Genomic DNA, 24,631 nt, shown 5'->3' with positions numbered 1-24,631 from the left:
CCTATCTGTCCCCTGGCCCGCTCCGCCAACGGGCAAAAAACAGCCTTTGCGGAACGAGCGGCATGTGGTTCAGTCAAGTGCTCTGTTCAGCAGTTGGATGGTGTCTGGCAGAAGCGCCTCAACGTCTGCATCTGGGGAGACTTCAGATGAAAGATGCCGCAGAACGCGCCGACCACCGACGCGAGCTTCTCAACCGTGGCGAGCTGACGCTCGCAGCTTTCAGCCACCTTGCATGGTCGGCGCCGCTCCGACGATGGCGCTGCCTCCCCCACAACGCCCCGCAAGCACGTTCTCACGCATAGACAGGTCCTTGTGTTCGCCTTCCGTAAGCCCAGGCGGGGAAGCTCGCTCATCTGGATGCTGGCAGCCGCAACGCTCTGCGGTTGCGCGCAGGGCGTGCTCGACCCGCAGGGCCCGATCGCGGCGGGCAATCGCACGATCCTTCTCAATTCACTGGCGGTCATGCTGGTCATCGTCATCCCGACGCTGGTGGCGCTTCTTGCCTTTGCCTGGATGTTCCGCGCGTCGAACCGCAACGCACGCTACGATCCGGAATTCACCTATTCCGGCCGGATCGAGCTGATCGTCTGGTCGATCCCGACGCTCACCATCCTCTTTCTTGGCGGGCTTATCTATTACGGATCCTATCATCTCGATCCGCGAAAGCCGATCGCCTCCAGCCAGCCGCCGCTCGACATCCAGGTCGTGGCGCTCGACTGGAAATGGCTGTTCCTCTACCCAGACCAGGGCGTCGGAACGATCAACCAGCTCGTCATCCCCGCTGGGGTGCCGGTGCATTTCAAGCTGACTTCGGCCAGCGTGATGAATACCTTCTTCGTGCCGCAGCTCGGCAGCATGATCTACGTCATGAACGGCATGCAAACCGAATTGCATCTGCAGGCCGACCACGAGGGCGACTATTTCGGCCAGTCGGCGCATTTCAGCGGCGACGGCTTCTCGGACATGAATTTTCGGGTGCGGGCCGTCTCGGCCGATGCGTTTACCAGCTGGGCCTCTTCCTTGCATGGCGCAGGCGGTGTGCTCAATGCCAACACCTATCGCGAGCTGGCCAAGCAAAGCATCAATGCGCCGCCGGCTTCCTTCGGGCATGTGCAGCCCGGCTTGTTCGACGCGGTCGTGCGCCAGACGCTGCCGCCGGGTCCTGGACCGGCCGCAACCGCCGCCGGCGAGCCGCAGATGAGCCCGAAGGCGGGAACGTCCGAGATGCCCCACCAGCCGGCAGAAGGAGGATGAGGATGCTCGGAAAGCTCGACTGGTCGGCCATTCCCTTCGATCAGCCCATCCCGCTCGGCGCGGCGCTGATCGTCTTCCTGGCGGCCGTCGCGGTGCTGATCTGGATCACTGCAAAGGGATACTGGCCGTATCTGTGGCACGAATGGATTACCTCGGTCGACCACAAGCGCATCGGCGTGATGTACATCGTCCTGGCGGCGCTGATGCTTCTGCGCGGCTTCATCGACGCCATCATGATGCGCACCCAGCAGGTGCTGGCCATCCATGGGCCGGGCTACCTGCCGCCGGAGCATTACGACCAGATCTTCTCGGCCCACGGCACGATCATGATCTTCTTCGCCGCGATGCCCTTCGTCATCGGGCTGATGAATTTCGTCGTGCCGCTGCAGCTCGGCATCCGCGACGTCGCGTTCCCGACGCTGAATTCCGTCAGCTTCTGGCTGACGGCAACGGGGGCGCTGCTGGTCAACATCTCGCTGGTCATCGGCGAGTTCGCGCGCACCGGCTGGCTGCCCTACGCGCCGCTGTCGGAGACGACCTATTCGCCTGGCGTCGGCGTCGACTATTACCTGTGGTCGATCCAGATCTCCGGTGTCGGCACGCTGCTGACCGGCGTCAACCTGGTGACGACCATCCTCAAGATGCGTGCCCCGGGCATGGGGTATCTGCGCATGCCCATGTTCTGCTGGACCTCGCTCGCCTCCAACCTGCTCATCGTCGCGGCGTTTCCGGTCCTAACGGCGACGTTCGCGATGCTCACGCTCGACCGCTATCTCGGCTTCCACTTCTTCACGAACGAAGCCGGCGGCAACCAGATGATGTTCGTGAACCTCATCTGGGCGTGGGGGCACCCGGAGGTCTACATCCTGGTGCTGCCGGCCTTCGGGATCTACTCCGAGATCTTCTCGACCTTCTCCTCGAAGCCGCTGTTCGGCTACCGTTCGATGGTCGCGGCGACGTTGTTCATCTGCATCGTGTCCTTCATGGTCTGGCTGCACCACTTCTTCACCATGGGCGCCGGCGCCGACGTCAACGCGGCCTTCGGCATCGCCACCTCGGTCATCGCCGTCGGCACCGGGGTCAAGATCTACAACTGGCTGTTCACCATGTATGGCGGGCGGGTCCGCTTCGACACTCCGATGCTGTGGGCGCTGGGTTTCGTGACCACCTTCATCATCGGCGGCATGACCGGCGTGCTGCTCGCCGTCCCGCCGGCCGACTTCATGCTGCACAATTCGCTCTTCCTGGTGGCGCATTTCCACAATGTGATCATCTCGGGCGTGCTGTTTGCCGCCTTCGCCGGTTTCACCTACTGGTTCCCGAAAGCTTTCGGCTTCCGTCTGCACGAAGGCTGGGGCAAGGCCGCGTTCTGGTTCACGCTTGCCGGCTACGTGCTGGTCTTCGTGCCCCTCTACATCGTCGGCCTGCTCGGCATGACGCGCCGCCTGCAGCATATCAACATGGACCTGTGGACGCCGTGGCTGATGGTGGCGGCCCTCGGCATTGCGGTGATGATCGTCGGCGCCGCGTGCCAGGTCGCGCAGTTGATCGTCTCGATCCGCCATCGCGACGCGTTGCGCGACGAGACGGGCGACCCGTGGGACGGGCGCTCGCTGGAATGGTCGACATCCTCTCCGCCGCCCGTCTTCAACTACGCGCATCTGCCGCATGTCGAGGATGAAGAGCCCTACTGGAGCATCAAGCAGAGGGCCGTCGAGGAGCAAAGCGCGCAAGCCGAAGAGGAAGGCTATGCGCCGATCGAGATGCCGCGCAACAGCCCGACCGGGTTCGTCACCGCCTTCTTCGCCACGCTCATCGGCTTCGCGCTGATCTGGCATATCTGGTGGCTGGCGATCGTCGGCTTCATCGGCGCCTACGCCACCTTCGTCGTCTTCGCCTGGCGCGACCATAGCGACTACGAGATTTCAGCCGACGAGGTCGAGCGCATCGACCGCGACGGCAGGGCCGCGCAGCTCGCCTGGATGCGCAAGCGGGAGCGCGTGGCATGAGCGATCACGCGGGCGCCTTCTCCGGCGGCATCGCCGGCCGCGCGAGGCGCGGGCCGGACCGGGCCGGCCGCGGCGGGCACGGGCACGACCTGCTTTCGGCGACGGGGCACGGCCAGGGTGGCCCGGCTTCCAAGTTCGTGACGGTGGCCTACGGCTTCTGGATCTTTCTTCTCTCCGACATCATCATCTTCTCGGCGTTCTTCGCCGCCTACGCGGTGTTGTCGAAGGCTACGGCCGGCGGGCCGACGGGAAAGGACCTGTTCGAGCTGACGCGGGTCGCGGTGCAGACCGGACTTCTGCTGACATCGAGCTTCACCGGCGGCCTCGCAACACTGGCGGCCCATCGCAGATCGATGGCCGCCACCCAGTCCTGGCTCCTCGTCACCGGCCTGCTCGGCGTTGCCTTCCTGTTCCTGGAGGTGCAAGAGTTCGCGGCCATGGTCGGCGAGCAGGCCGGTCCCTCGCGCAGCGCGTTCCTGTCCGCCTTCTTTGCCCTTGTCGGCTGCCATGGGACGCATGTCGGACTGGGCCTGCTCTGGCTCGGCACCATGATGGCCCAGCTCTGGGTGAAAGGCTTCCGGGCCGACTTTCTGCGCCGGCTTCACTGCTTCGGCCTGTTCTGGCACGCGCTGGACATCATCTGGGTCGCCATCTTCACCCTGGTCTATCTGCTGGGAGCGTCGCCATGACCGATATCGACACCCGGACCGAGGAGCAGTTCGACCATCGCGATTCAGCGCCGGGCGAAGAGCGCATCACCGAACACGAGCTGGCGGGCGGCCTTTCGGGCTATCTCCTCGGCTATGGCTTGGCGATCCTGCTGACCATCGCCTCCTTTCTTGCGGCGCAGACCGACCTCATCTACCAGCCGGCGGTGATCTCGGCGCTGGTGGTGCTGGCGATAGCGCAGATGGGGGTGCACCTCGTCTTCTTCCTGCATCTGACCACGGGACCTGACAACACCAACAACCTGCTCGCGCTCGCCTTCGGCGTTCTGATCGTCGCGCTGGTCGTGCTCGGCTCGGTGTGGATCATGGCTCATCTCGACCTCAACATGGCCCCGATGAGCGCCCGTCAGGCCGGGATGATGCCATAAGGCGGCCGGCGCCAGTTTGCTTGGCGCTTTCCGGCATGGGTCGCCACCGTCATGGCCGGCTCGATCGAAGCCGCGCAATGATGACGATGCCTGCATGACCCCATGCCAAGAGCATGGGGTCACATCGAACTCAAGGGTTTGATAGGCTTTCAGCCGGTCAGTGAATGCCGATGCGTCGCGTCACCTGACCGTTGCTTTCCCAGTAGGTATGCTTCTTGGCTATGATGGGATCGTCCATTGCGGGCTGGACCTGCCCTCCCGTGCTAACCGCACGCGAGGTGACCGTGTGCTCCCCAGCGGAGGGCTTCGGCCAGTCGATGGACCATATCTTCCAAGCGAAGTCCGCCTTTTCGGTTTCGTCGATGGTCGCCGGCATCCATGGCCCGTCATCGATCTTCACCTCGACCCGCTCGATCGGCGCACCCCAGGCCGCCCCGACGATCCGGTAATCATTCCCGATATGAGTGACCCGGGCCGGTGCGGACTTCAGGCGCGCCCGCCCGACAGAGGTTTCCACCCATACCGTCTCTCCGTTGTGCTCCTCCTCGCGCAGCGTGACATAATCGCGTCCCATGAACTGGTTCACGAAGCGCTGGTCCCTCACTTCGATTCGCTTGAGCCATTTCACGTTCGCGATCCCGTACCAGCCCGGCGCTATCAGCCGCAGCGGGAACCCGTTGTCAGCAGGCAAGCCAGTCCCGTTCATCTCGTAGCAGAGGATGTTTTTGGGGTCCAAGGCGTCGGCGAGCGACATGCTGCGCGCAAAGTTCTGCGTAAACTTGACATCGTCGGCTCGCTTGATTTCACCTTTGTCAGTGCCCCAGAAAACAACCTCGATACCACTGTCGAGGACGCCGACCTCCTCAAGGATCGGGGCGAGCGGCGTGCCGGCCCAGCGAGCATTGCCAATCCCACCATTGAAGAACGGCAGGCCAGTATTGCCCGAACATTCGACTGTGAACGTGACTTCCTGGCGCGGTCGAGCCTTGATGTCGGCGAGCGTCAGGGCTGTCGGCTTTTTGACGGAGCCGCCAATTTCGAGCTTCCACGTGCTTTCGTCGACGACGGGCCGGTTGAAATGCGCGATTGAAAAGAACTTGTCGTTGGGCGTCACCCAGGAATCGAGATCCTCCCACACCAACTGATTTTTGACGACCTGCGGAACCGGGTTCGGCGGCAGCTGATCGAGCCATTTGATGACTTCTTCGCTGGCCCGAGTTGGAAATGCATAGGCAATCCGCGATTGAAAGGACGCCAGCGCAACGAGGGTTGCCCCTCCTCGAACCATGAATTCACGTCTGGGAAGGTAATGCATGATAACTTCTCCTCCAGTGAAAAGCTCAGTTCTCCTCAAGTAATAAGTGCGAATAGCGACTGATGAGTGCGAATAGCGACCGGGATCGCGAAAAGCAGAAGCCGGAGTGGAACAAGTCCGAGTTGGAAGCGCGCCCTAGTTGAAGCGACGCCTCCCGCTCTCAATTCGCCAGCTTGTCAGGTCCGAGCCGGCGATCTTCAACTATACGCCTTATCTGTGATCGTGACGAGGGCTCGCAGCTTCGCATCTGGGCTTCGTGCTCCAAGATCGAATGCCGCCGACGATGGTGCGTTGGATCTTGCGAGCGGCATGGATCTGGTCAGCACCGATCTCAGCCTAGAGGCGCTGCCGGGTCCGGGACGCGAAAGCAAACAAGGCTCCCTAAGGAGCCTTGCCGCGACATTTCGATGGCAGAGTGCCTGCTTTTCCGCAAACGGCTTTGGCCTAGGCATCGACCAAAGCTGGCGTCGAACGCTTGCGAGACGGAGCGGCCGTCCTCTTGGGCACGATGACGTAGCGGCGCGGTACTGCTGTCGCCACCCGGCCAGGGATCTTGTCCGATGCCTGCCCTGAAAGAACCGCCACGGCGTCGTCGCGCACTGGTCCATAGATCCGGTAATATTGATGGCTGTTCGCGTTCAGCTCGGCCGGAACTACGTTGCTCACGTCCACCGCCACGACCTTGTCGCTGATGGTCGCCATATTATCGGGACCGGTTGCGCCGAGGCGCGGACCGTTGAACTGGAACGTGCCGCTAAGCACGGTAAGGACCCAGTCCTCATGCGTATAGTAGACGGTTACTCTGCGCCCGAGGTCCGGCAGGGCCCTCAACTTGTCCTGCCTGTCAAATGCATCGGAATCCTCGTCGGCCGCGGCGAGAATGATCTGGCGAAACACGGTCGGAAGATGGGTGGCCGGCGCGGATGGCAGTGGGTCGCCGGCGTCGACGTCGCGCGGCTGCGCCAAAAGCGCCTGGACACCGAAGCGCAGAACGTAGTTGCCCATGCTATGGCAAAGCAGGTGGATGACAGGCGGTGACGCGTTGGGCGCTGCTTTGGTCATTTCAGCCACTTCAGCCATCAATCTGCGGACGACCCGCGCGAAGGCCGGACCGCTCTGTCGAGCCATACCCCTGTCGAGCTGGTATCCCAACAGCGTGCCCTGCGAAGGCCAGCCAAAGGCGAGAATGTCCGCGTCGATCCCATAGAATGCGAGGATGGTGGCGGCGCGTTCCATGCTGTCGCTGAAGGTGTTGAAGAAGCCATGGACGAACAAGACGATGGTCTTGGCCGAGGCAAGCGAAGGACGGAGCGCCGAAAACAGCTCGTCGCTGCCTCGCTTGGGTTGCTGCCCAAGGCCGACAAGCATCTTTTCGTCATAGACGCGCAATGATCCCGGAACGATCTTCCCCTGTTTCGGGGCTCCGGAAACGGCAACCTGGATCTGGCCATATCTCAGGTCCATGCCCTGCGCCTGACTGAGATATGGCCCGAAGCCTGTAATCTTGCCCGCACTGCCGACAATGGGATTGCGGTTCGTGGCAAAATAAACGGTGTATTGCTTGGACAAGGCCGCCTCCTCCGAATGAATGGTCGCATTCAGTCACTGTCAGGGCACGGACGCCGCTCGCGCGGGAACGGTCCACCGCGCGGACTAGGCCTATGTCAATTCGCTTAAGTTGAAGCCGGCGCCTCCCCTGAATAACAATAAGCTCTCTTTTTGAATTTCAGTCAATTACACTTTGCAATTACTTTGTTCTTTGCAGCTAGACCACAGCCGGCGCGAAGGCTGACAGCGTCAGGCGGGCTGTCTCCTGATCGAAGCGCAAACGCATCGAACAAGCCATCTGCCTGCCAAAAAACAAGGCCCTCGGGACGAGAGCCTTGTCGCAACAACTTCGACGGGTAGAGCCCTGCCCTACTTCCCCATCAACTGCTTGGCGTTTTCCGCCGTGATCGCGGTGGTGTCCACCGTCACGGTCGGTTCCACCGAGGTCGCGCAGTCGAGCAGGATCTTCTTCGACATCTCGATCGCTTCCTTGGCTCCGGTCGGATAGGTGAAGGTCGCCGCCCAGTCGCCCTTGGCCACCGCCTCGATGCCGCCGGCCGGGCCGGGCAGGCCGTCGGTGCCGATGATCTTGACGTCCTTGCCGGCGCCCTTGGCGGCCAGCAGCGCGCCCGCCGCCATCATGTCGTTCGACGCATAGAGCACCTTGATGTCGGGATGCGCCTGCAGCATGGCAGCAAAGGCGGTCTGGGCTTTATCCGGAACCCAGTCGGCGGCCTGCTCGGCAACTATCTGGATCTTGGCGTTGGCCTTCACGCCTTCCTTGAAGCCGTTCAAGCGCTCCACCGCCGGCGTCGAGCTCGGCAGGCCTTCGAGCACCGCCGCCTCGCCGCCATCGGGCAGCAGCTTCGTGGCCGTGAACTTGCCGGCTTCCTCGGCGATCTTGAAGTTGTCGCCGCCGATGAAGGCCGTGTAGTCCTTGCCGGGTTCGCCCACCGTCTTGCGGTCGAGTTCGATCACCGGAATGCCGGCGTCCATGGCGCGCTTCACGGCCGGCGTCAGCGGGGCGGCCTCGAAGGGCGAGATCAGCAGAAGATCGACCTTCTGGGTGATGAAGTTGTCGACCTGCGAAGTCTGCGTGTTGACGTTGCCGGCGCCGTCGGCGATCTGCAGCGTGAAGCCCGGCACTTCCTTAGCGGCCGCCGTCAGCTCGTCATTGACGTGCTGGCGATAGGGCTCGGCGTTGTTGGCTTGCGAAAAGCCGATGACGAACTGGCCGTCCTTGGCACAGGCCTTGACCATCGGGTCGGCGGCCTGGGCGCCGCCTGCGATGCACAGGCCGGCCGCGCCCGCCAGAAGTGCAGTCCGCAGGACGCGCGATCCTCTCAGTGTGGTTTTCATGCTCAGTCTCCTCCTCTGTCGGGCCGGGGGACGGCCTGACCTCTGGTTTCAGTCTTCGAGGTGTGCTGCCGCCGGCCTCCTATCGTCCCAAACCCTCGCGGCGGCGAACGAGGGATTGAAGCACTGCCGCCAGGACGATGATCGCGGCGGTCGCGAGCAGCTGCGTGGCGGGGGTGATGTTGTTGAGCTGAAGGATATTGGCCAAGGCACCAAGCATGATGGTGCCGGCGACCGTGCCGACCATCGAGCCGGCGCCGCCGAACAGGCTGGTGCCGCCGATAACGACGGCAGCGATCGCGGTGAGCTCATAGCCCATGCCGTCATTGGCGCTGCCGAAGTTGAACTGGCCGGCATGGACGATGCCGGCAAGCGCGGAGGCAAAGCCTGTGATGGCATAGACCGCAATCTTCACCATCGACACCGGCACGCCGGAAATGCGGGCGGCGCGCTCGTTGCCGCCGACGGCATAGACGTAGCGGCCGAAGCGCGTGGTGTTGAGAACCAGCGTGGCAATCGCGGCGAAGATGATGAAGACGATGGTGGCCACCGGCACGGTGTTGTCGAACAGGCGCTCGCCCAGCACCGCGAACACCGGCGGCGCCAGGCCCGGTCCGTCGCCATAGGAGATGTTGATGTATTGGTTGCCGGAAACGATCAGCGCCAGACCGCGCGCCGCCTGCAGCCCGGCCAGCGTGACGATGAACGGCTCCAGCCGGAAGCGGGTGGAGATCGTCCCCTGGACGATCCCAAAGACGACGCCCATGACCAGCACCGCCAAAATGGTCGGGATAAGCCCGAAGCCACCAGAGATCATCATGGTGGCTGTCACCACGGCGGAGAGGCCGAGCACCGCCCCGACCGAAAGGTCGATGCCGGCGGTGATGATGACGAAGGTCATGCCGATGGCGATGATGCCGGTCTCCGACACGGCGCGCACGATGTTGGCGATGTTGTCGGGGTTGAGGAACAGGATCTCGCCGTGGCGCCGCGGCGAGAAAATGACGCCGCCGATGGCCACCAGAACCAGACCGATCAGGCTCTGGAAACGCACGACGATCGCCAGCGGGTCGACGCGATGCTTGGGTGCCGCCGTCACTTGCGCCGCCGGGCTTGATCCTGCCGGGCTGGCCGCCACCGAAATCTTCTGGTCCGACATCAGGCCTCCCTGCCATTTGCCGCGGCAAGCACTGTGTGCTCGTCGACGCCGCCGATGAATTCCGCCACATTGCGCCCCTGGCGCAGCACCACGATCCGGTCGCAAAGCCCGATCAGCTCCGGCATCTCGCTCGAGGCGACCAGAATGCCCAAGCCCTGCGCCGCAAGCGCCCGCAGCCGCGCATAGATCTCGCCCTTGGCGCCGACATCGACCCCGCGCGTCGGCTCGTCGAGCAGCAACAGCCGCGGATTGCCGAGGATTTCCTTGGCGAGCACCACTTTCTGCTGGTTGCCGCCCGAGAGCGCGCCGACGGCGATGTCGGGGTTCTTCGGGCGAATGTCGAACTGGCCGAAGGACTGGCGCACGGCCTCCGCTTGGCGGCGCGGCGACATCAGGCCGGCCGGCGAGATGCGGCGGATCACCGACATCACCAGGTTGAGGCCGACCGCCATCCTGAGCATCAGGCCGCTGCCGCGCCGGTCGTCGGTGACGAAGGCGATGCCTGCCTTGCGTGCTGCATCGATGGATTCGAGTCTCACCGGGCGGCCGTCGACCGCGACCTCCCCATGCCAGCGGCCGGCAAGGCCGGTGCCGTAGAGCGCGGAGAGCAGCTCCGTGCGCCCTGCCCCCATGATGCCCGCGAGGCCGACGATCTCGCCTTCCCTGACCTCGAGCGAGATGCCGCTCGGCGCCTGCCAGCCGGCGCTTTCGCGGGAGAGCCGGAAGCTGGCATTCTTCAGGCTGAGCAGCGTCTTGCCCACGCCCTTGGCACGTTCTGGATAGAGCTCGTCCAGCGGCCGTCCGACCAGCAGCCGCACCAGCTCGGCCTGCGGCGCATGCGGCTCGGTGATGCCGGCGACCCGGCCATCGCGCATCACCGTGACGCGGTCGGCGATCTCAGGCACTTCCTCCAGCCGGTGCGAGATGTAGACGATGCCGACGCCGGTCGCGGCAAGCTTCCTCATGATGTCGAACAGGCGCTCGACCTCGCTGACGGTAAGTGCCGCCGTCGGCTCGTCCATGATCAAGACGCGCGAGGCATAGGACAGCGCCTTGACGATCGCCACCACCTGGCGCTGGCCGATGGAGAGGTCGGCGACAAGGCGCGCCGGGTCGATGGCGAGTTCGATCGCGTCCAGCCGCTGCTTCGCCTCGCGGCGCATCGCCGGCACGTCAAGCATGCCGCCGGCACGCATCAGTTCGCGGCCGAGGAAAAGGTTCGCCGCGACGTCGAGCGAGGGCACGAGGTCGAGTTCCTGGAAGATGGTTGCGATTCCGGCTGCCTGCGCCTCGCGCGGGTTGTTGAAGGTCACCGGCTTGCCGTCGATGCGGATCTCACCCTCGTCCGGCGTGTAGACGCCCGACAGCAGGTTCATCAGTGTCGATTTGCCGGCGCCGTTCTCGCCCAGCAGCGCGTGGATCTCGCCGGCCCTGAGATCAAAATCGACGCCGCGCAGGGCCTGCACGCCGCCGAAGCGTTTCACCGCGCCGGTGACGGAAAGCAGCGGCGCGCTCATGCTCGCCTCATGCGAACCGGCTTCGCGCAGGACTGGCGCGCCTGCAGCGTCGCCTGCAGCCGCACGGAGCGGGGTGCCGCGTCGCTGGAGGCGATGCGGGCGCTCAGAAGCGCTGCCGCCTGGCGGCCGATCTCGGTGCAGGGCTGCTCGACCAATGTCAGCCTCGGCTCGAAACAGTCGGCCCATTCGAAATCGTCAAAGCCGACCAGCGACAGGTCGCGCGGGATCGAAAGCCCCTTCTCGCGGACGGCGCGGACTGCCCCGATCGTCGTCATGTTGTTGCCGGTGACCAATGCGGTGGGCGGCTCCGGCAGCGACAGGATCGCATGCGTCGATGTCGTGGCGCCCGCCGTGTCGACATTCTCCGGCGAGACGTAGCGCGGCAGGCACTCAAGTCCATTGGCGGCGAGCGAGGCGCGGAAGGCCTCGATGCGCTCGCGCGTCGTGGCCAGCCCCGGTTGGCCGGCGATGTAGCCGATGCGCCGGTGGCCAAAGGAGGCGACGTGGTCGATCAGCGCCCGCATCGCCGTCTGATTTTCGACGCCGATCTGGTCGAAGCGGTCGTCGGCGAAGCGGTCGATGAGCACGCAAGGCAGCTTCTTTTCGGCGAGATAGGCGATCGCGCGTTCTGGCGAGCCGGACGGCGCCAGAATGACGCCGTCGACACGGCGCTGGTGGAAAGCGCGCACCACCTGAAGCTCGCGCTCGGGATCTTCCTGCGTGTCCGACAGGAACACCATCAGGCCGAGGCGCGCGCACTCGGCTTCCACCGCACAGATGATGTCGGTGAAATAGGGGTTGGAGATCGCCGAGATCGCGAGGCCAACGCTGTTGGTCGAGGCCACTTTCAGCGAGCGCGCCAGTTCGTTGGGCTGGTAGCCCATGGCGGCGATCGCGTCGTTGATCAGCTGCGCCTTCTCGGGCGAGACGAAACGCGTGCGGTTGACGACATGCGACACGGTCGAAACCGAAACGCCGGCGCGGCGCGCGACCTCAGCCATTGTCGGCATGCGAACGGAGTGCTGCCAAGCACACCTCCCTCGATTGCGTTTCCCGTCCCGCTCTTCGGCGAGATCTGCGACGACCATAGAATCATCGAAACGTTTGCGCAATCGATTCGATGAGCGAGCGCACGAGATTTTTCTGACGGAAATGTCGAAATCAGGAGATGAAAGCGAGCCAGGCCGTCCCGGCGGCGAGCGTCAGCAAGGTCAGAGGCAGTCCGACTCTGAAGAAAGCGACGAAGGACAGTAGCTTGCCCGCCGCTTTCGCCTGCTCGGCGACGATCAGATTGGCCACGGAGCCGAGCAGCGTGAAATTGCCGGCGAGCGTCGAACTCATCGCCACCACCAGCCAGGCGCGCTGCGGGTTCTCGAGACCCGGAATGAATGGCCTCAGCGCCAGCACCGCCGGCACGTTGCTCATAATGTTGGAAAGCACCGCGGTGAAGGCGGAAAGCCGCCACACATCGTCGAGACCGATTGCCTTGGCGGAAGCCGTCAGCTCGGGCGTGAGCAGAGTGCGCTCGGCACCGGCCACCACCACGAACAGGCCGGCGAACATGAAGAGCAGCGGTCCGTCGATCTCGCGGTAGATGCGATGCGGCTTAATCGCGCGGGTGACGAGCAGGAAGGCGCCGGCGATCAGCGCCGCCTTGGCCACGGGTACCCCGACGAAGAAGGCGACCGCCAGCATCACGCAGGCGATGGTCGCCTTCAGCACCTGTCCCGGCAGCATGCGGCCGCGATAGACCTCGGGGCTGAGTTCCACCGTGCGCGAGAACTCGGCGCGGTAGACGATGCGGATGATGACGATGACGGCGACGAGGCCGAACAGCGCGACGGGTGCAAGCGCCACCGTGAAGGCGGGATAGGAGATGCCCGACAGCGCGCCGATCACCATGTTCTGCGGGTTGCCTGTAATGGTGGCGACGCTGCCGCAGTTGGAGGCCGTACAGGTGGCGATCAGATAGGGAACCGGGTTGCGGTTGATGATGCGGGTGACGTGGACCACGATCGGCGCCATCACCAGGCAGATCGCGTCATTGACCAGGAAGGCCGAGAGAACGCCGGTCAGAAGCGTCACCATGATCAGGAGCATGAATGGTGCGTGCGCGTGCTCGATGGCGAAGCCGCCGAGCGCACGGAAGGCGCCTGAGACTTTCAGATGCGCCACCACAATCATCATGCCGAGCAGCAGCGTGATGGTGTCGAAATTGATGGAACGGTAGGCATCCTCGATGCCGATGGCGCCGATGGCGATCATGGCAGCCCCGCCGAGCAGCGCGATGCCGGCGCGGTCGAGCCGGAGGCCCGGGAAGCGACCGACGGCAACACCGGCATAGGTGAGCACGAGGATGAGAAGCGCGCCGGTGCCCGTCCATGTCATTGCCGGAATATCCCGTGTCCTGCCCTGCCCGGCAGAATCTGCCGGTGTCCGCGGGACCACCTTTAACAATGGTGCCCGAAAGCCGAAAGCTGGGAAACCGCGGTCCAGCAAACTCGCTGCCGCCTTAGGGAACAGCCGGGATTTTGAGCGGCCGCCAGAGCGGCCTGTATATTCGGATCATCTAATGTAATAATTGCTGGACAGATCAGGCTGACCATCCTGTCGTTCGGGGGACTATTCGGATGAACACGGTCGTGGAAGGGGACCATCGCGTTCTGCGCAAGGAAGAGCCGATGGTCCAGGGAGAATGCCGGCGTTGCCACGGCGCTCGCACCGTGTTCGTGTGTGCCCGGTGGCTGAGTTCCAATGGTCACTGCTGCCCGGAAGGGACGCATAGGCTGAAATGCCCGGGGCAAAGCGTGGCATGCATGGAGTGCCGCGGCCCGGAGGCCTGAGAAAGCACGAAATTTGGGGAGCCTGCCGTACCCCCGCCGGACGCGGCAGGCTCCCCGACCGGCCTCGACCGGCCGCCGCAAACAGCTAGCTTGTGGCACAGCGCACGGAGTGCCGTCATTAAAGTTTGACATAGCCGTTGCCAGTTAAAAACCTGCAGGCTTAGCATCTCTTCGCAACGAGCCTATTGCGTTGCACTCTGCCGCCGCTTACCACTTCCGGACTTCGGGTTTTCTGGTTCGGCAGGGTAGATGATCGCACGACTGCGACGTGCCATGCGGTGGCAAGCGCTCCCGCTCCTCGGCGGGTTTGTCATCGTGGCGGCGATTGTCGGTGGGCGTGCCATCTTGGCCGAAACGCAGATCGCGGATCGTGTCGCGAGCCGTCGATCCATTGAGACCCAGCAACTGCTCGCCGGCCTGCTTTCGCTTACCCAGGACGCCGAGACAGGCCAACGCGGCTATCTGCTCACAGGCGAGAAGACCTATCTCCAGCCGTACCAGCATGCGGTCGAAGCGCTGCCGGGTCAGCTTGCGCGCATCGACCAGATGTTGCCGGCAAGCAGCGAGGCGGCGCAGCAAGTCGCCGGCATAAAGGAGGCGCTCGCCCGCAAGCAGTCCGAACTGGCCGAGACGATCCGCCTTTACGACGCGGGCAACATGTCGAAGGCGCTGGAGATCGTGCGTGGCGGCAGCGGCAAGCTCGACATGGAGCAGATCCAGGCCAATATCGACGCGATCCGGCGTATCGATGGGGCAAACCTGCAGGCGCGTGCATTGCGCATGGAACAGGTCGAAGACTGGCTGCGCGCCGGTTCGTTCGCGGCGCTGGCCGCCATACTTCTGCTCGGGCTCTATACGATCCGCGAGTCCGGCCGCCGCTTCCGCGCCGTGGTGATTGCCCAGGATGCGCTGAGCGCGAAGAACGCGGCGCTGGAAAATGAGATCCACACGCGCGAGCGAGCGGAGTCACAGCTGCGCCAGGTGCAGAAGATGGAAGCGGTCGGCCAACTCACGGGCGGCATCGCGCATGACTTCAACAATATGCTGGCGGTCATCACCAGCGCCATGAACCTCGCCCAGCGCAAGCTGGCGCGCGGCGAGCACGACGTGGAGACCTTCGTCGAGGCGGCCGCAGACGCTGCAGCCCGCGCCGCCAATCTCACGGCACGGCTGCTCGCCTTTTCGCGCCAGCAGCCGCTTGCGCCGCAGCTGGTCGACGCCAACCGGCTGGTCACCGGCATGTCGGACCTGTTGCGCCGCACGCTGGGGCAGTCGATCGAGATTGAAACCGTGCTGGCCGGCGGCCTATGGAAAGCGCATGCCGATCCCAGCCAAGTCGAGAATGCCATCCTGAACCTGGCGGTCAACGCGCGCGACGCGATCGGCGAGAAAGGCAAGCTCACCATCGAGACCGCGAACTGCCATCTCGACGAGGCCTACGCTGCCGGCCACCCGGAAGTGCAGGCCGGCCAGTATGTGATGATCGCGGTGACCGATACCGGCACCGGCATGTCGCCGGACGTCATGGCCAGGGCTTTCGAGCCGTTCTTCACGACGAAGCCTGTCAACCACGGAACGGGGCTGGGCCTGAGCCAGGTTTTCGGCTTCGTCAAACAGTCGGGCGGGCATGTGAAGATCTATTCCGAACCGGGCGAAGGCACGACGATCAAGATATACCTGCCCCGTTTCGCGGGTCCGGAAGAGGCGGCGCCGTTCGCGAGGCTCGGCGGCAAGGCCGAGCCGGCCGCGACCGAAACGGTCCTTCTGGTTGAGGATGACGCCCGGGTGCGTTCCGCCACGTCAGCAGCCTTGCTCGAGCTCGGTTATACGGTGATCGAGGCCGGGAGCGGCGAGGAAGCACTCGGCAAGCTCGGTGAAAATCCCGCCATCGCGCTGATGCTGACCGATATCGTCATGCCGGCGATGAATGGCCGGCAGTTGGCGGAAGAAGCGAAGGGACGCGCGCCGTCGTTGAAGATCGTTTTCATGACCGGCTTCACCCGCAACGCGGTGGTCCATAACGGCGTGCTCGACCACGACGTGAACTTCATCGCCAAGCCGTTCACGCTGGAGCAGCTTTCGGCGAAGCTGCGTGATGCGCTCGCGAAGCCGTAAGACCTTGAGGCGCCGTGCGCTTGAAACGGGCGAAGATCAGATCCGCCCGAGCACCACAAGAATGATCACGATGACCAGCAGCAGCCCGAGGCCGCCGCCGCCATAATAGCCGGTGCCATAGAACGGGCCGCCGCCCAGCCCGGCGAAGCCGCCAAGCAGGGCGAGAATGAGAATGATGATGAGAATTGTACCGAGGGTCATGGCTTTTTCCTCTCCGACAGCGCAGTGCCGCCTGTTGTCAAGGGGAGGAACTCACAAATGGCTGCCTAAGTTCCGCTCTCGGCTGGGCCGGGATCCCTTGCCGTTGAAGATCGGCGCTGTCGGATGAGACGATTGGCCCTGGGTTGGCTTCAAGGCCTCTGGGCGCCAACAGCATGAACGCGATGGCGATGGCGATCGATGCGATGATCGTGGCAGTACCAAAAACGTCCTTCATTTTCCAACCTGCAGCATTCGAAACTGCTAAACAACGCCCCGTAACGCCTGCCGTTCCCGCGACAGGCCTTCGCGCCGGTCCGCACCCGAGGAACCACCCATTTCAAACCGCCTACGTTGGGGACCCGCTGGAACGGCTTCCGGCCAGGCACAACGCCCTGGCGTTGCAAAAGGCGCTGAAAGGCAATCAAATGGGCGCGTCACCACTGAAAACCTGGCCCCTCGAATGAAAAGCCTGTCGATCGCCTTTGCTGCCGGTGCGATGATGTGGCCAGCGAGTGTCGCTCACGCCCGACCAGATACGCGCGCCATGACCTGCGCCGAGACGCAGGCGCTGATCCAAGAGCGCCACGCGGCGGTGCTGACCACCGGACCCAGCACCTATGACCGTTTCGTGCGCCAGTTCGGCAATGAGTGCGACTGGCCAGAGGTGCCGGTCTCGGTCGCGGTGCCGACCCGAGATGGGCAATGTCGCGTCTATCGCTGCGAGGAGCCGCCGTTCGACTTCCCTGGCTAGCTCCTGGCTTTGCGGCGATGCGGAACCGTTATGCCCGGCTGCGAATTGTAGCCGGCAACGGCTCGGTGTTCGTCGAGACTGCTTTCAGGCACCGGGCGTGGAGGCAGGAGGAAGCCATGTCCAGCGATTTCACGCGAAGCGGCAGTTGCCTGTGCGGCGGCGTTCAGTTCCGGGTGGCCGGCGACCCTCTCAGGGTCGGCCTTTGCCATTGCAAGGATTGCCGCAAGACTAGCGGATCGGCCTTCCAGGCCTTTGCCGTCTGGCCGCGAGCCGCCTTCGAGACGGCCGGAATCACCAGCACCTATGGCGGGCGCAGCTTTTGCCCGACCTGCGGCAGCCGCGTTCCGTTCGTCGGCGAAAATGAGGTCGAGGTGGCGATCGGCGGCCTCGACGTAGCGCCGACCGAAGGGCTTGAACCAAGCTATGAACTGTGGGTCGGCCGACGCGAGCACTGGCTGCAGCCCCTGCCCGGCGCGCGCCAGTTCGAGCACGACCGGATCGCGGACGCCGCTGTGGACGACGCGCCAGCCAATGGCCTCGGCGAGCGCCTGCGCGAATCTGCGTAGAACTGAACAAGTTTGGGCAACACGCGCTTGCGTCGGAGCCAATCCGGATGCGGCTGTTTGTCGGCATTACCAGCGATCCCGACAGCGGCACCGCGCCGAAGTTCGAGGCCGTTTGCTGGCAATCCGGGTAAGATCGCGCCCGGAACGCAAAAAAGCCCGCCATGCCTTGCGGCACAGCGGGCGGAATTGGCCAAAGGCTACATTGCGTAGCCGTGAAATATCTACGAGGCGGCCGCTTTTTCGCGGACCGGGAGCTTCCAGCCCGGCCGCACGAAATGGCAGGTGTAACCGCTGGGATAGCGCTCGAGATAGTCCTGATGTTCAGGCTCGGCCTCCCAGAAGGGGCCCGCCGGGGCGAGTTCGGTGACGACCTTGCCCGGCCATAGGCCCGAGGCATCGACATCGGCGATGGTGTCCTCTGCGACCCGCTTCTGCTCGTCGTTTTCATAGAAGATCGCTGAGCGGTAGCTCGTGCCGACATCGTTGCCCTGGCGGTTCCTCGTCGTCGGGTCGTGGATCTGGAAGAAGAACTCGAGCAATGTGCGAAAACTGGTTCTGGCTGGATCAAAGACGATCTCGATCGCCTCGGCATGGGTGCCGTGGTTGCGATAGGTAGCGTTGGGAACATCGCCGCCCGAATAACCGACGCGGGTCGAGATCACCCCGGGGAAGCGGCGGATCAAGTCCTGCATGCCCCAGAAACAGCCGCCCGCGAGAATCGCGCGTTCGGTAGAAGCCATGTCACACCTCCTTTTGGATTTCTCCATAGGTGGGTATTCTCACCCGCTTCTTCCAGCGGCTCAAGTTGCTAACCGCCCAAGTGGCCGTTAATCGAAATCGACACGCGTAGAGCGAACACCCATCGACAGCTAGGCGGCGGGTGTTCGCTATCAAACAGGTTAGCGCTGCCGGCCGCCACGGCCTTCGTGGCCGTGTCCCTCGCCGCCAAGACAGTTGGAGTCGGCGATACCGCAGCAGCGGCCGGCCCAGAGCTTGTTGGTTGGCGAGTTTTCGCATTCGGTGTTGGCGGCCTGCTGGCCGGCCATGGCCGAGCCGGCCAAAGCAGATGCGGCAACAAAGGCAAGAAGAGTATTGCGAATGATTGCGGTCATTTTTGAATCTCCACGTTGAATGGCGTCTATTTGCAGCGATGTGTCGCCTGGCAACATGAAATGGTTCACTGAGGTTTCGAAAAAATGTCGTCGCGCCGGTTTCGATGTTTCAGGATCTTGCTGACGCTACTGCGATGACTCGCCGATCATTCGTCGCGCTGCGTGCGAAACCTGCGCACCACCACCTCGAAAACGATGTCGGAAATCCACATGGCGGAGACGCCGATGAGAAAGGCGGCGGCGAGCGTGGTGGTGTCGTCGGCTGCGTCAGGCATCGGTAGGCCGCTCGCCTCGACCCACGCGACCACAGGCAGTGTCAGATAAGCGGCGGCGAGCGCGCCGCAGATCGGCGAGGCCACCATCTCGCGCAGCTTGTAGCGATGGCGTGACAGCGCCCTCAGCACGCCGCCGGCGAGGCCTGCCGCCACCACCTGGCCCTTGATGCCGAGCAGGTCGAAAATGTCGTGCATCAGGGCCTCCAGCCGCAGAGTTTCGTTCCTTTGCGATTGTGGGCGAGAAGCGCCCTCGCCTCCGCGTCGGACAACGCATCGACCGTCTTCGCCGAAAGCCGCAGCGGCGCGGCGGCCGTGCAGAAGCTACCCCCGGCGGGGCTGCAGCCGGCAAGCGCCAGAGCGATCAGAACAGCGGTCAGTTCCTTGCCCATGATTTCAGCTCCTTTCGGATCGCATCGGCCGGCAGCGCGGCGATATCGTTGTCGACCTGATCGGCCACATCGCGCGCCGCCGTCTCGCCGGCCGCCTGCCTGGCGCGTTCGGCTCGTGCGCCGGCAAGCCGCTGGTGGAAGCCCCAGCCGAGTGCCGCGATGAAGGACGCCATCAGGCGCAAGAGCGCCGGATTGCCGAGCAGGAAGGACAGAAGCGCCGTCATGACAGCCACCACACGAACAGCGCGCCGATGAGGAGCAGCGCGCCGATCGCCCAGGGCAAGATCTGGCGAATGACTTCGGTGAGGAGCTGAACCATTCTTGCGCCCTCACTTCGACCAGTGGAATCTGTGTGCGAGCGCGTACCAGACTTCGGTGGCGGCGCTGACGGCGAGGCCGAATCCGGTTTCGAGCGCCATCTGGATATCGGGATCGGCAGACAGCGCCGCCGCATCGCCGGCGCCGAGAAGGCCGCGTGCGACGAGGACGCCGGCGCCATAGCGCAGGACGATGCGGATGATGACGGAAATCATTTGCAGAACACTCCAAGCAGGTTGCAGGGAAGATGCGCCGTCCAGGCCGCGACCGCGCCCAGCGCCAGCACGGTCAGCGCCAGGGTGCGGGCTGCCTTGCCGGGCGGCGCCTGACGGGGCGGGTCGGACCGCGCGCCGTCAGCCCGAGCCCCAGCCGCCGCCTGTTCGGCCACCGGCGCCGTCGCCTGCGGCGCGGAGTGAGCGGGCACAACAGGCCGCGCCGTAAGCAGCAGCGCATTGGCGCGCACCGACGCGATGCGCGCCCTCCAGCCCTTGCCGAAGGTCGGCCAGGTCGGCAGACGCTCGAGGAAGGCCAGACGCGCATCGCAGAGCGCGTCGATGACGACGCCGGCAGGCCTTGCTCTCGCGGCCCCGAGCGTCGCCGGACCGATGCGGCCGTCCCTGGCAACGCCGAGCACGGCCTGCAGATATTTCGCCGCCCTGCCCGGCCCGCTGTTCACGGCGAAGTCGAACACGGCGTAGTCGATGCCGTCGGGAAGCTCGGCGCCAAGCACGGCGTCCCAGTAGAAGCGGCGGTAGGTCCGCATCGTCGAGGAGCGGCCGGACGAGCGCTTCGAGGCCGCGGATGCGGCTGCGGATCTCCTCATCGGTCAACTGCTCGAGACTGTTGTTGTCGGCATGGAGGTGTCTTGAAAAATCTTTGGGAGAAAGTTCTTTGGGCAGCATCGTCAGCACGACCTTCAGATACTGGTCGGGCTTGTCCGCCCGCACCGCGGCGATGACGCCGGCGCCATGGGCGTGAAAATCGGCGCGCAGTGCTGCGGCAAAATCGTCGCCGAGGGTCTTTTTCGATCGCCGCGGACGCGCGGCGGCGGCCAACGGGTCGGGCTCGCGCTTCGACCTCGTGGGCTTCGCGCCCGGGGTCTTGCGCCGCGGCTTCTTCGCGGGGGCCTCGTCAGCCACGGTCCGCCCCGTCGGACGCCGGCGCCTTGGCGGATCTCCGCGCCTTGCTGGCCTTGCGAACAGACTTCTTGCGCGGCTTGGCGCGGGCCGGTTTTGGCGGGGCCTGATCGAACTGGCCGGACCCAGCCTCGCCAATTGGCAAGGCCGGCGGGACAGCGCCCCCCTCTGTCCTGCCCGTCCTCCGCAGCAGCTGCGCTGCAGCTGCGGAGGGTGGACCGGACATCTCCCCCACTTGGGGGGAGATTGGCAGCTTCGCCGACGCCGCCTTCAACTTCGAGCTGGTTGCGGCGATCGCCGACGGGTCGAGACCCTGGCGCGGAAAACCGAAACCGGCGACCGCATCGACCGGCCCGCCACGCACCATGCCGATGCGCACGCCCGGCGCCACTTCCTCGACACGGCGTGTGCTGTGCGGCCGGGCAGAAGTTTCGAACTCGCCGATGGCGCTGACGATCTCGGCGCCGTCATCGCCGGTGATGATGGTGGCATAGCGTGGCATGGGGACGTCCGTAACGTTCAACTGGAAAGGTCACGTTCCCGCCCACCCCCCTCTGGCCTGCCGGCCATCTCCCCCGCAAGGGGGGAGATCAGCAGTTCCGCCGATGGCGCTCTTCTTGCAGCATCGGCGATCGGCGAAGGCGACGGTGACATCCAATCTCCCTCCTTGCGGGGGGAGATGGCCGGCAGGCCAGAGGGGGGTGCTGTCCCGCCGTCATTGGATATTAGCGGCGGAGCGGTGCGACACCGGAAAAACAAAACCGCCGGGCGGCGGCGGCCGGGCGGCGGGTTGTTGGCGCAAATCAGCACCATGGACAAAATCATAGCATTGCTGCCCTCACCATGCAAGGGGTTTGGGTATTTTTTCCTACCATCTTTCGTTGTCTCGCACCCGGGCGCCGTCACAGCCCTGGATTGAAAATTTTATCGGAACCATGGGCAGCGCGAGCGGTTCCCACTAGGTCGCAACGCGACGACCCTTCGTTAGAAAAAGGAGAAAATCATGTTTAGAACCATCCTCGCGGCTTCCGCGCTCACGATCGGTCTGGCCACGGCTGCGATGGCCCAGAATGCCGGCAATGCGGATAGTGGCGGCATGGGCGGCAGCGGCCAATCGGTCACCGTCGACCCGGCCACGCCAGCCAACCCCGGCATCGACGAGAGCACGACCGGCAGCATTTACGGCGGCTCGGGCTATGATGACGGCATGAATTCGAACGCCGACCGCAATTGCGCACCTGGTCCGCAGGGCGCGCAGCCCGATGCCAGCAACCTGTCGCCGGGCAGCGGTGCGCCCACCGTGAACGACAACCACTGCGGCAAGTAAGCTGCAGCTTGACGTCCAGCCAATCATGACTGGTCGATGATGTCCGGCAAAGGCCGCGGGGTGCGCTCCGCGGCCGCTTCCGTTGGGCACCGGCCGACAGGGAACCGATGACTGCCGTGACCGTTGGCATGGATCGGATAGGAGAGACCAATGGCAGACAACGAGAACACTCCCGCCAGCGAAAGCAATTCGGCCGAAGCCCGCAACGGTCATTCCACCAGCCGCAGCAGCGCCAAGCCATCGCGCAGCCGCGCCGCCGCGCGCAGCGGCGCAAGCCGCAGCAGCAACGCTTCGAGCACCTCGCAGGAGGCGATGAAGAAGCAGATCGCGGAGCTGAAGCGCGAGGTGACCCGGCTGAACCGGATGCTCGCCGACCAGGCCGAGGATGCCGCCGAGACGGCCGAGGGCTGGTACCGGGGCGCGGCCGACCGCGCTTCCGGCTGGTACAGCGGCGCCTCGGATCGCGCCTCGCGCGCCGCCAGGCAATTGCGCAGCCAGGCGAGCAGCGTGTCGGAGGCGGTGCAGCAGAACCCCGGCACGGTTTCGACCGCGGTTGCGCTCGGCGGGCTGTTCGGCGTGCTCATCGGGCTGGCCATCGCCAGGACCTCGGAGCCCGATCCCGACTGGTTCCGCCGCTGGAGCCGTTAAGCGCGAAACGGCCCGCCGTTTCGTCGCTGCCCCGCAGACCTCAAACGAGGCGCGAGACGGCCAGCCGTCTCGTCACCCGCGCACAAGCTCCAGCAGAAACCGCACAGGCTGGCCATTAGCTGGCGCTTATGGAGTCATCCGCGCGGGGGAATCGCGGAGAGCAGGCATGGACCGACCTGCCATGGCATCCGTCTTTCGGATGCGGCATGCGCCAGCAAGCATTTCGGGTGTTCGCAGCCTGGGCCGGGGCCAGGCGGATCCGATCTTCCACTCACGGCCGCTCGGCGAAGCGATCCGCGTCATCGCCCAGGCCGACGGCCAATACGACCTCATCGCCGTCGCCATCACCTATGGCGACCGTTCCACCCCGCCGCTAGGCGGCCGTGAGATAAGGCTGCTGTGGGCCGAATACGGCCAGCGCTGGCTGGAGGCATAGGGGGAAGCCGTTCTCCCCGGATCGGAAACGCCGCTCGTGCGTTTTGAGGCGAGGTCAATGGGAGGAGCACGCCATGAACGTCGCCAATCTGCAACTCGAGGGCCTGCTGATGGCCGTCGCCGCGATCAACCATGTGCTGGTGCGCAAGGGCGTGCTGACGGTCGAGGAGATCGACATCGCGCTGCGCAAGGCCGAGGCCATCGAGACCGGAGAAGACAGGTCCGAGGGCATGTCGGCGTCGAGCCGCGACGCCGTCAACTTCCCGATCCGCCTGCTCGAGATTGCCAACCGATGCCAGCCGGAAGCCGACATGCCGTCCTTCTCGAAGCTGGCCCGCATGGTCGGCCAGATGAAGGAACCCTACAACGACCAGATGTGATGGTGATGCGAAGGCTTTGATGGCGGCGCTGCCCCTCATCCGCCCTTCGGGCACCTTCTCCCCGTACAACGGGGAGAAGGAAAAGCTCACGCCCTGCCCGGCCAGCCCTGGCGGACGGCGAGCACGCTGCCCGGTCCGTGGACGGCGGCGAAGAACAGGCCGGCCAGAAAAGTAAAATGGTCGACGAAGAAGCCGAACTCGGCCTGGTTGCCCGCCCAGTGCGAGGGACCGTGGAAGGCGAAGCCGAGGAAGATCACATAAAGGGCCGCGATGAGGGCCGCCGGCGTGAACAGCGCTCCGGTGAGGAAGGCGACGACCAGCAGCACTTCGAGGATCGCCGCGCACCAGGCGAGCAACAGCGGGAACGGGAAGCCGGCGGCGGCGATGTAGCCGGCCGTGGCGCCCATATCCATGAACTTGAAGGTCACGGCCATGGCGAAAACGGCGGCGAAGATCAGGCGGGCGATGAGGATGGCGGCGGTCTGCCAGGCCGATTGAACATTTTCCACGATACTTCTCCGGGTTGAAGCGATTGATGTGCTCCAAGGACGGGCGAAGCGCGATGATTCCGACAGGGGTGGGGAAAATTGTGGCCTTGGGCAAAAAACACCGGGCCGGCGGGACAGCGCCACCCCTCTGTCCTGCCGGACATCTTCCCCACGGGTGGGAAGATCAGCAGTTTGGGCCCCTCGCTCCTCCTCCAACGCTTGGAGATTGGCGAAAGCAAGCGTGCAGTCCGATCTCCCCCCAAGTGGCAGGGGAATCGCATATGGCTTTTTGGGACTTGAAGTTGGCCTGAGAAGGGATTCTTTGGGCAGGCAGTCGAACGAAGGAGAGACTGCCATTTCCAGCCTTGAGAGCTATTTTGGCGCGCTGCCCGA

29 protein-coding genes are annotated in these 24,631 nt (G+C 64.4%); 12 read left to right on the top strand and 17 right to left on the bottom strand.

Translation table 11 applies throughout. The annotated features are described in order from the left end of the window. The first annotated feature begins 357 nt into the window (after positions 1-357). The 4 genes from cyoA to cyoD are packed head-to-tail and all read left to right on the top strand — an operon-like array spanning position 358 to position 4,359. Positions 358-1,254 carry a ubiquinol oxidase subunit II gene (gene cyoA, locus EN818_RS27910; protein WP_095807564.1) on the top strand — a complete coding sequence of 299 codons (897 nt, stop codon included), beginning with the start codon at positions 358-360 and terminating at the stop codon, positions 1,252-1,254. 2 nt (positions 1,255-1,256) lie between these two features. After that, on the top strand, positions 1,257-3,263 hold the full coding sequence (cyoB, locus tag EN818_RS27905) for a cytochrome o ubiquinol oxidase subunit I (RefSeq protein ID WP_189523866.1): 2,007 nt from the start codon (positions 1,257-1,259) through the stop codon (positions 3,261-3,263). Beyond that, positions 3,260-3,952 (top strand): cytochrome (ubi)quinol oxidase subunit III, encoded by a 693-nt coding sequence (locus tag EN818_RS27900; RefSeq protein WP_095807566.1) that lies wholly within the window; start codon positions 3,260-3,262, stop codon positions 3,950-3,952. Before cyoB ends, EN818_RS27900 begins: the two co-directional genes overlap by 4 nt. Then, complete coding sequence (gene cyoD / locus EN818_RS27895) at positions 3,949-4,359, top strand: cytochrome o ubiquinol oxidase subunit IV (RefSeq protein ID WP_095807567.1); 411 nt, start codon at positions 3,949-3,951, stop codon at positions 4,357-4,359. Before EN818_RS27900 ends, cyoD begins: the two co-directional genes overlap by 4 nt. A 157-nt stretch (positions 4,360-4,516) precedes the next feature. Here cyoD and EN818_RS27890 read toward each other — a convergent pair whose 3' ends face one another. From EN818_RS27890 to EN818_RS27860, 7 genes are all read right to left on the bottom strand, one after another. After that, positions 4,517-5,674, bottom strand: a complete 1,158-nt coding sequence (locus EN818_RS27890) for a sulfite oxidase (RefSeq protein ID WP_095807568.1) — start codon at positions 5,672-5,674, stop codon at positions 4,517-4,519. Positions 5,675-6,118: 444 nt separating this feature from the next. Continuing rightward, on the bottom strand, positions 6,119-7,243 hold the full coding sequence (locus tag EN818_RS27885; protein ID WP_095807569.1) for an alpha/beta hydrolase: 1,125 nt from the start codon (positions 7,241-7,243) through the stop codon (positions 6,119-6,121). Between the two features lie 348 nt (positions 7,244-7,591). Then, complete coding sequence (locus tag EN818_RS27880; RefSeq protein WP_095807570.1) at positions 7,592-8,581, bottom strand: substrate-binding domain-containing protein; 990 nt, start codon at positions 8,579-8,581, stop codon at positions 7,592-7,594. Between the two features lie 79 nt (positions 8,582-8,660). Continuing rightward, the gene (locus EN818_RS27875; protein ID WP_095807571.1) at positions 8,661-9,737 is read right to left on the bottom strand and encodes an ABC transporter permease; all 1,077 of its coding nucleotides are present in this window, start codon (positions 9,735-9,737) and stop codon (positions 8,661-8,663) included. After that, positions 9,737-11,254 (bottom strand): sugar ABC transporter ATP-binding protein, encoded by a 1,518-nt coding sequence (locus EN818_RS27870; protein ID WP_095807572.1) that lies wholly within the window; start codon positions 11,252-11,254, stop codon positions 9,737-9,739. The genes EN818_RS27875 and EN818_RS27870 overlap by 1 nt, the downstream gene beginning before the upstream one ends. Further along, the gene (locus tag EN818_RS27865; RefSeq protein WP_095807573.1) at positions 11,251-12,264 is read right to left on the bottom strand and encodes a LacI family DNA-binding transcriptional regulator; all 1,014 of its coding nucleotides are present in this window, start codon (positions 12,262-12,264) and stop codon (positions 11,251-11,253) included. Before EN818_RS27865 ends, EN818_RS27870 begins: the two co-directional genes overlap by 4 nt. Before the next feature lie 151 nt (positions 12,265-12,415). Beyond that, positions 12,416-13,642, bottom strand: a complete 1,227-nt coding sequence (locus EN818_RS27860; protein WP_095807574.1) for an anion transporter — start codon at positions 13,640-13,642, stop codon at positions 12,416-12,418. Between the two features lie 704 nt (positions 13,643-14,346). Between EN818_RS27860 and EN818_RS27855 the strand changes: the two genes are divergently transcribed. Then, positions 14,347-16,212 carry a CHASE3 domain-containing protein gene (locus EN818_RS27855; RefSeq protein WP_245518904.1) on the top strand — a complete coding sequence of 622 codons (1,866 nt, stop codon included), beginning with the start codon at positions 14,347-14,349 and terminating at the stop codon, positions 16,210-16,212. 36 nt (positions 16,213-16,248) lie between these two features. Here EN818_RS27855 and EN818_RS27850 read toward each other — a convergent pair whose 3' ends face one another. Then, complete coding sequence (locus EN818_RS27850) at positions 16,249-16,413, bottom strand: DUF3309 family protein (RefSeq protein ID WP_095807576.1); 165 nt, start codon at positions 16,411-16,413, stop codon at positions 16,249-16,251. A 173-nt stretch (positions 16,414-16,586) separates the two neighbouring features. On the opposite strand from EN818_RS27850, the gene EN818_RS32915 reads away from it, so the two are divergent. The 3 genes from EN818_RS32915 to EN818_RS27835 all read left to right on the top strand — a co-directional run bounded on the left by EN818_RS32915 (position 16,587) and on the right by EN818_RS27835 (position 17,730). Beyond that, positions 16,587-16,877, top strand: coding sequence for a hypothetical protein (locus EN818_RS32915; RefSeq protein WP_165349855.1), 291 nt, complete (start codon positions 16,587-16,589; stop codon positions 16,875-16,877). Further along, entirely contained in the window at positions 16,874-17,164 is a 291-nt protein-coding gene (locus EN818_RS27840; protein ID WP_095807578.1) for a hypothetical protein, read from the top strand. The genes EN818_RS32915 and EN818_RS27840 overlap by 4 nt, the downstream gene beginning before the upstream one ends. 116 nt (positions 17,165-17,280) lie before the next feature. Continuing rightward, positions 17,281-17,730 (top strand): GFA family protein, encoded by a 450-nt coding sequence (locus EN818_RS27835; protein ID WP_095807718.1) that lies wholly within the window; start codon positions 17,281-17,283, stop codon positions 17,728-17,730. A 221-nt stretch (positions 17,731-17,951) separates the two neighbouring features. Here EN818_RS27835 and msrA read toward each other — a convergent pair whose 3' ends face one another. The 8 genes from msrA to EN818_RS27790 form a co-directional block, all read right to left on the bottom strand. Next, positions 17,952-18,470, bottom strand: coding sequence for a peptide-methionine (S)-S-oxide reductase MsrA (gene msrA / locus EN818_RS27830; RefSeq protein ID WP_095807579.1), 519 nt, complete (start codon positions 18,468-18,470; stop codon positions 17,952-17,954). A 159-nt stretch (positions 18,471-18,629) separates the two neighbouring features. Next, positions 18,630-18,911 carry a hypothetical protein gene (locus tag EN818_RS27825; protein ID WP_245420420.1) on the bottom strand — a complete coding sequence of 94 codons (282 nt, stop codon included), beginning with the start codon at positions 18,909-18,911 and terminating at the stop codon, positions 18,630-18,632. 77 nt (positions 18,912-18,988) lie between these two features. After that, entirely contained in the window at positions 18,989-19,312 is a 324-nt protein-coding gene (locus tag EN818_RS27820; RefSeq protein WP_095807581.1) for a hypothetical protein, read from the bottom strand. Then, positions 19,312-19,506 carry a hypothetical protein gene (locus EN818_RS27815; protein ID WP_095807582.1) on the bottom strand — a complete coding sequence of 65 codons (195 nt, stop codon included), beginning with the start codon at positions 19,504-19,506 and terminating at the stop codon, positions 19,312-19,314. Before EN818_RS27815 ends, EN818_RS27820 begins: the two co-directional genes overlap by 1 nt. Then, a complete protein-coding gene (locus EN818_RS27810; RefSeq protein ID WP_095807583.1) occupies positions 19,491-19,730 on the bottom strand; it encodes an ABC transporter permease in 240 nt (79 codons plus the stop codon). The genes EN818_RS27815 and EN818_RS27810 overlap by 16 nt, the downstream gene beginning before the upstream one ends. Positions 19,731-19,835: 105 nt before the next feature. After that, entirely contained in the window at positions 19,836-20,039 is a 204-nt protein-coding gene (locus EN818_RS27805) for a hypothetical protein (RefSeq protein WP_095807584.1), read from the bottom strand. After that, entirely contained in the window at positions 20,036-20,587 is a 552-nt protein-coding gene (locus tag EN818_RS33885; protein ID WP_245420433.1) for a putative peptidoglycan-binding domain-containing protein, read from the bottom strand. The genes EN818_RS27805 and EN818_RS33885 overlap by 4 nt, the downstream gene beginning before the upstream one ends. 368 nt (positions 20,588-20,955) lie before the next feature. Beyond that, entirely contained in the window at positions 20,956-21,462 is a 507-nt protein-coding gene (locus EN818_RS27790; RefSeq protein WP_095807585.1) for a hypothetical protein, read from the bottom strand. A gap of 501 nt (positions 21,463-21,963) precedes the next feature. Between EN818_RS27790 and EN818_RS27780 the strand changes: the two genes are divergently transcribed. From EN818_RS27780 to EN818_RS27765, 4 genes are all read left to right on the top strand, one after another. After that, complete coding sequence (locus tag EN818_RS27780) at positions 21,964-22,287, top strand: hypothetical protein (RefSeq protein ID WP_095807586.1); 324 nt, start codon at positions 21,964-21,966, stop codon at positions 22,285-22,287. A 150-nt stretch (positions 22,288-22,437) separates the two neighbouring features. Beyond that, the gene (locus EN818_RS27775; RefSeq protein ID WP_095807587.1) at positions 22,438-22,935 is read left to right on the top strand and encodes a hypothetical protein; all 498 of its coding nucleotides are present in this window, start codon (positions 22,438-22,440) and stop codon (positions 22,933-22,935) included. Between the two features lie 166 nt (positions 22,936-23,101). Beyond that, complete coding sequence (locus tag EN818_RS27770) at positions 23,102-23,371, top strand: hypothetical protein (protein ID WP_135906059.1); 270 nt, start codon at positions 23,102-23,104, stop codon at positions 23,369-23,371. 73 nt (positions 23,372-23,444) lie between these two features. Continuing rightward, positions 23,445-23,750: a hypothetical protein gene (locus EN818_RS27765; RefSeq protein WP_095807589.1), complete on the top strand. Its 306-nt coding sequence runs from the start codon at positions 23,445-23,447 to the stop codon at positions 23,748-23,750. An 86-nt stretch (positions 23,751-23,836) separates the two neighbouring features. Here the strand turns inward: EN818_RS27765 and EN818_RS27760 are convergent, their stop codons facing one another. Then, positions 23,837-24,259 (bottom strand): DoxX family protein, encoded by a 423-nt coding sequence (locus tag EN818_RS27760; protein WP_176478400.1) that lies wholly within the window; start codon positions 24,257-24,259, stop codon positions 23,837-23,839. Positions 24,260-24,631 lie beyond the last annotated feature (372 nt).

It is taken from the genome of Mesorhizobium sp. M3A.F.Ca.ET.175.01.1.1 (assembly GCF_004791945.1).
GTDB lineage: Bacteria > Pseudomonadota > Alphaproteobacteria > Rhizobiales > Rhizobiaceae > Mesorhizobium.
This window is presented reverse-complemented; position numbering and strand designations above follow the sequence as displayed.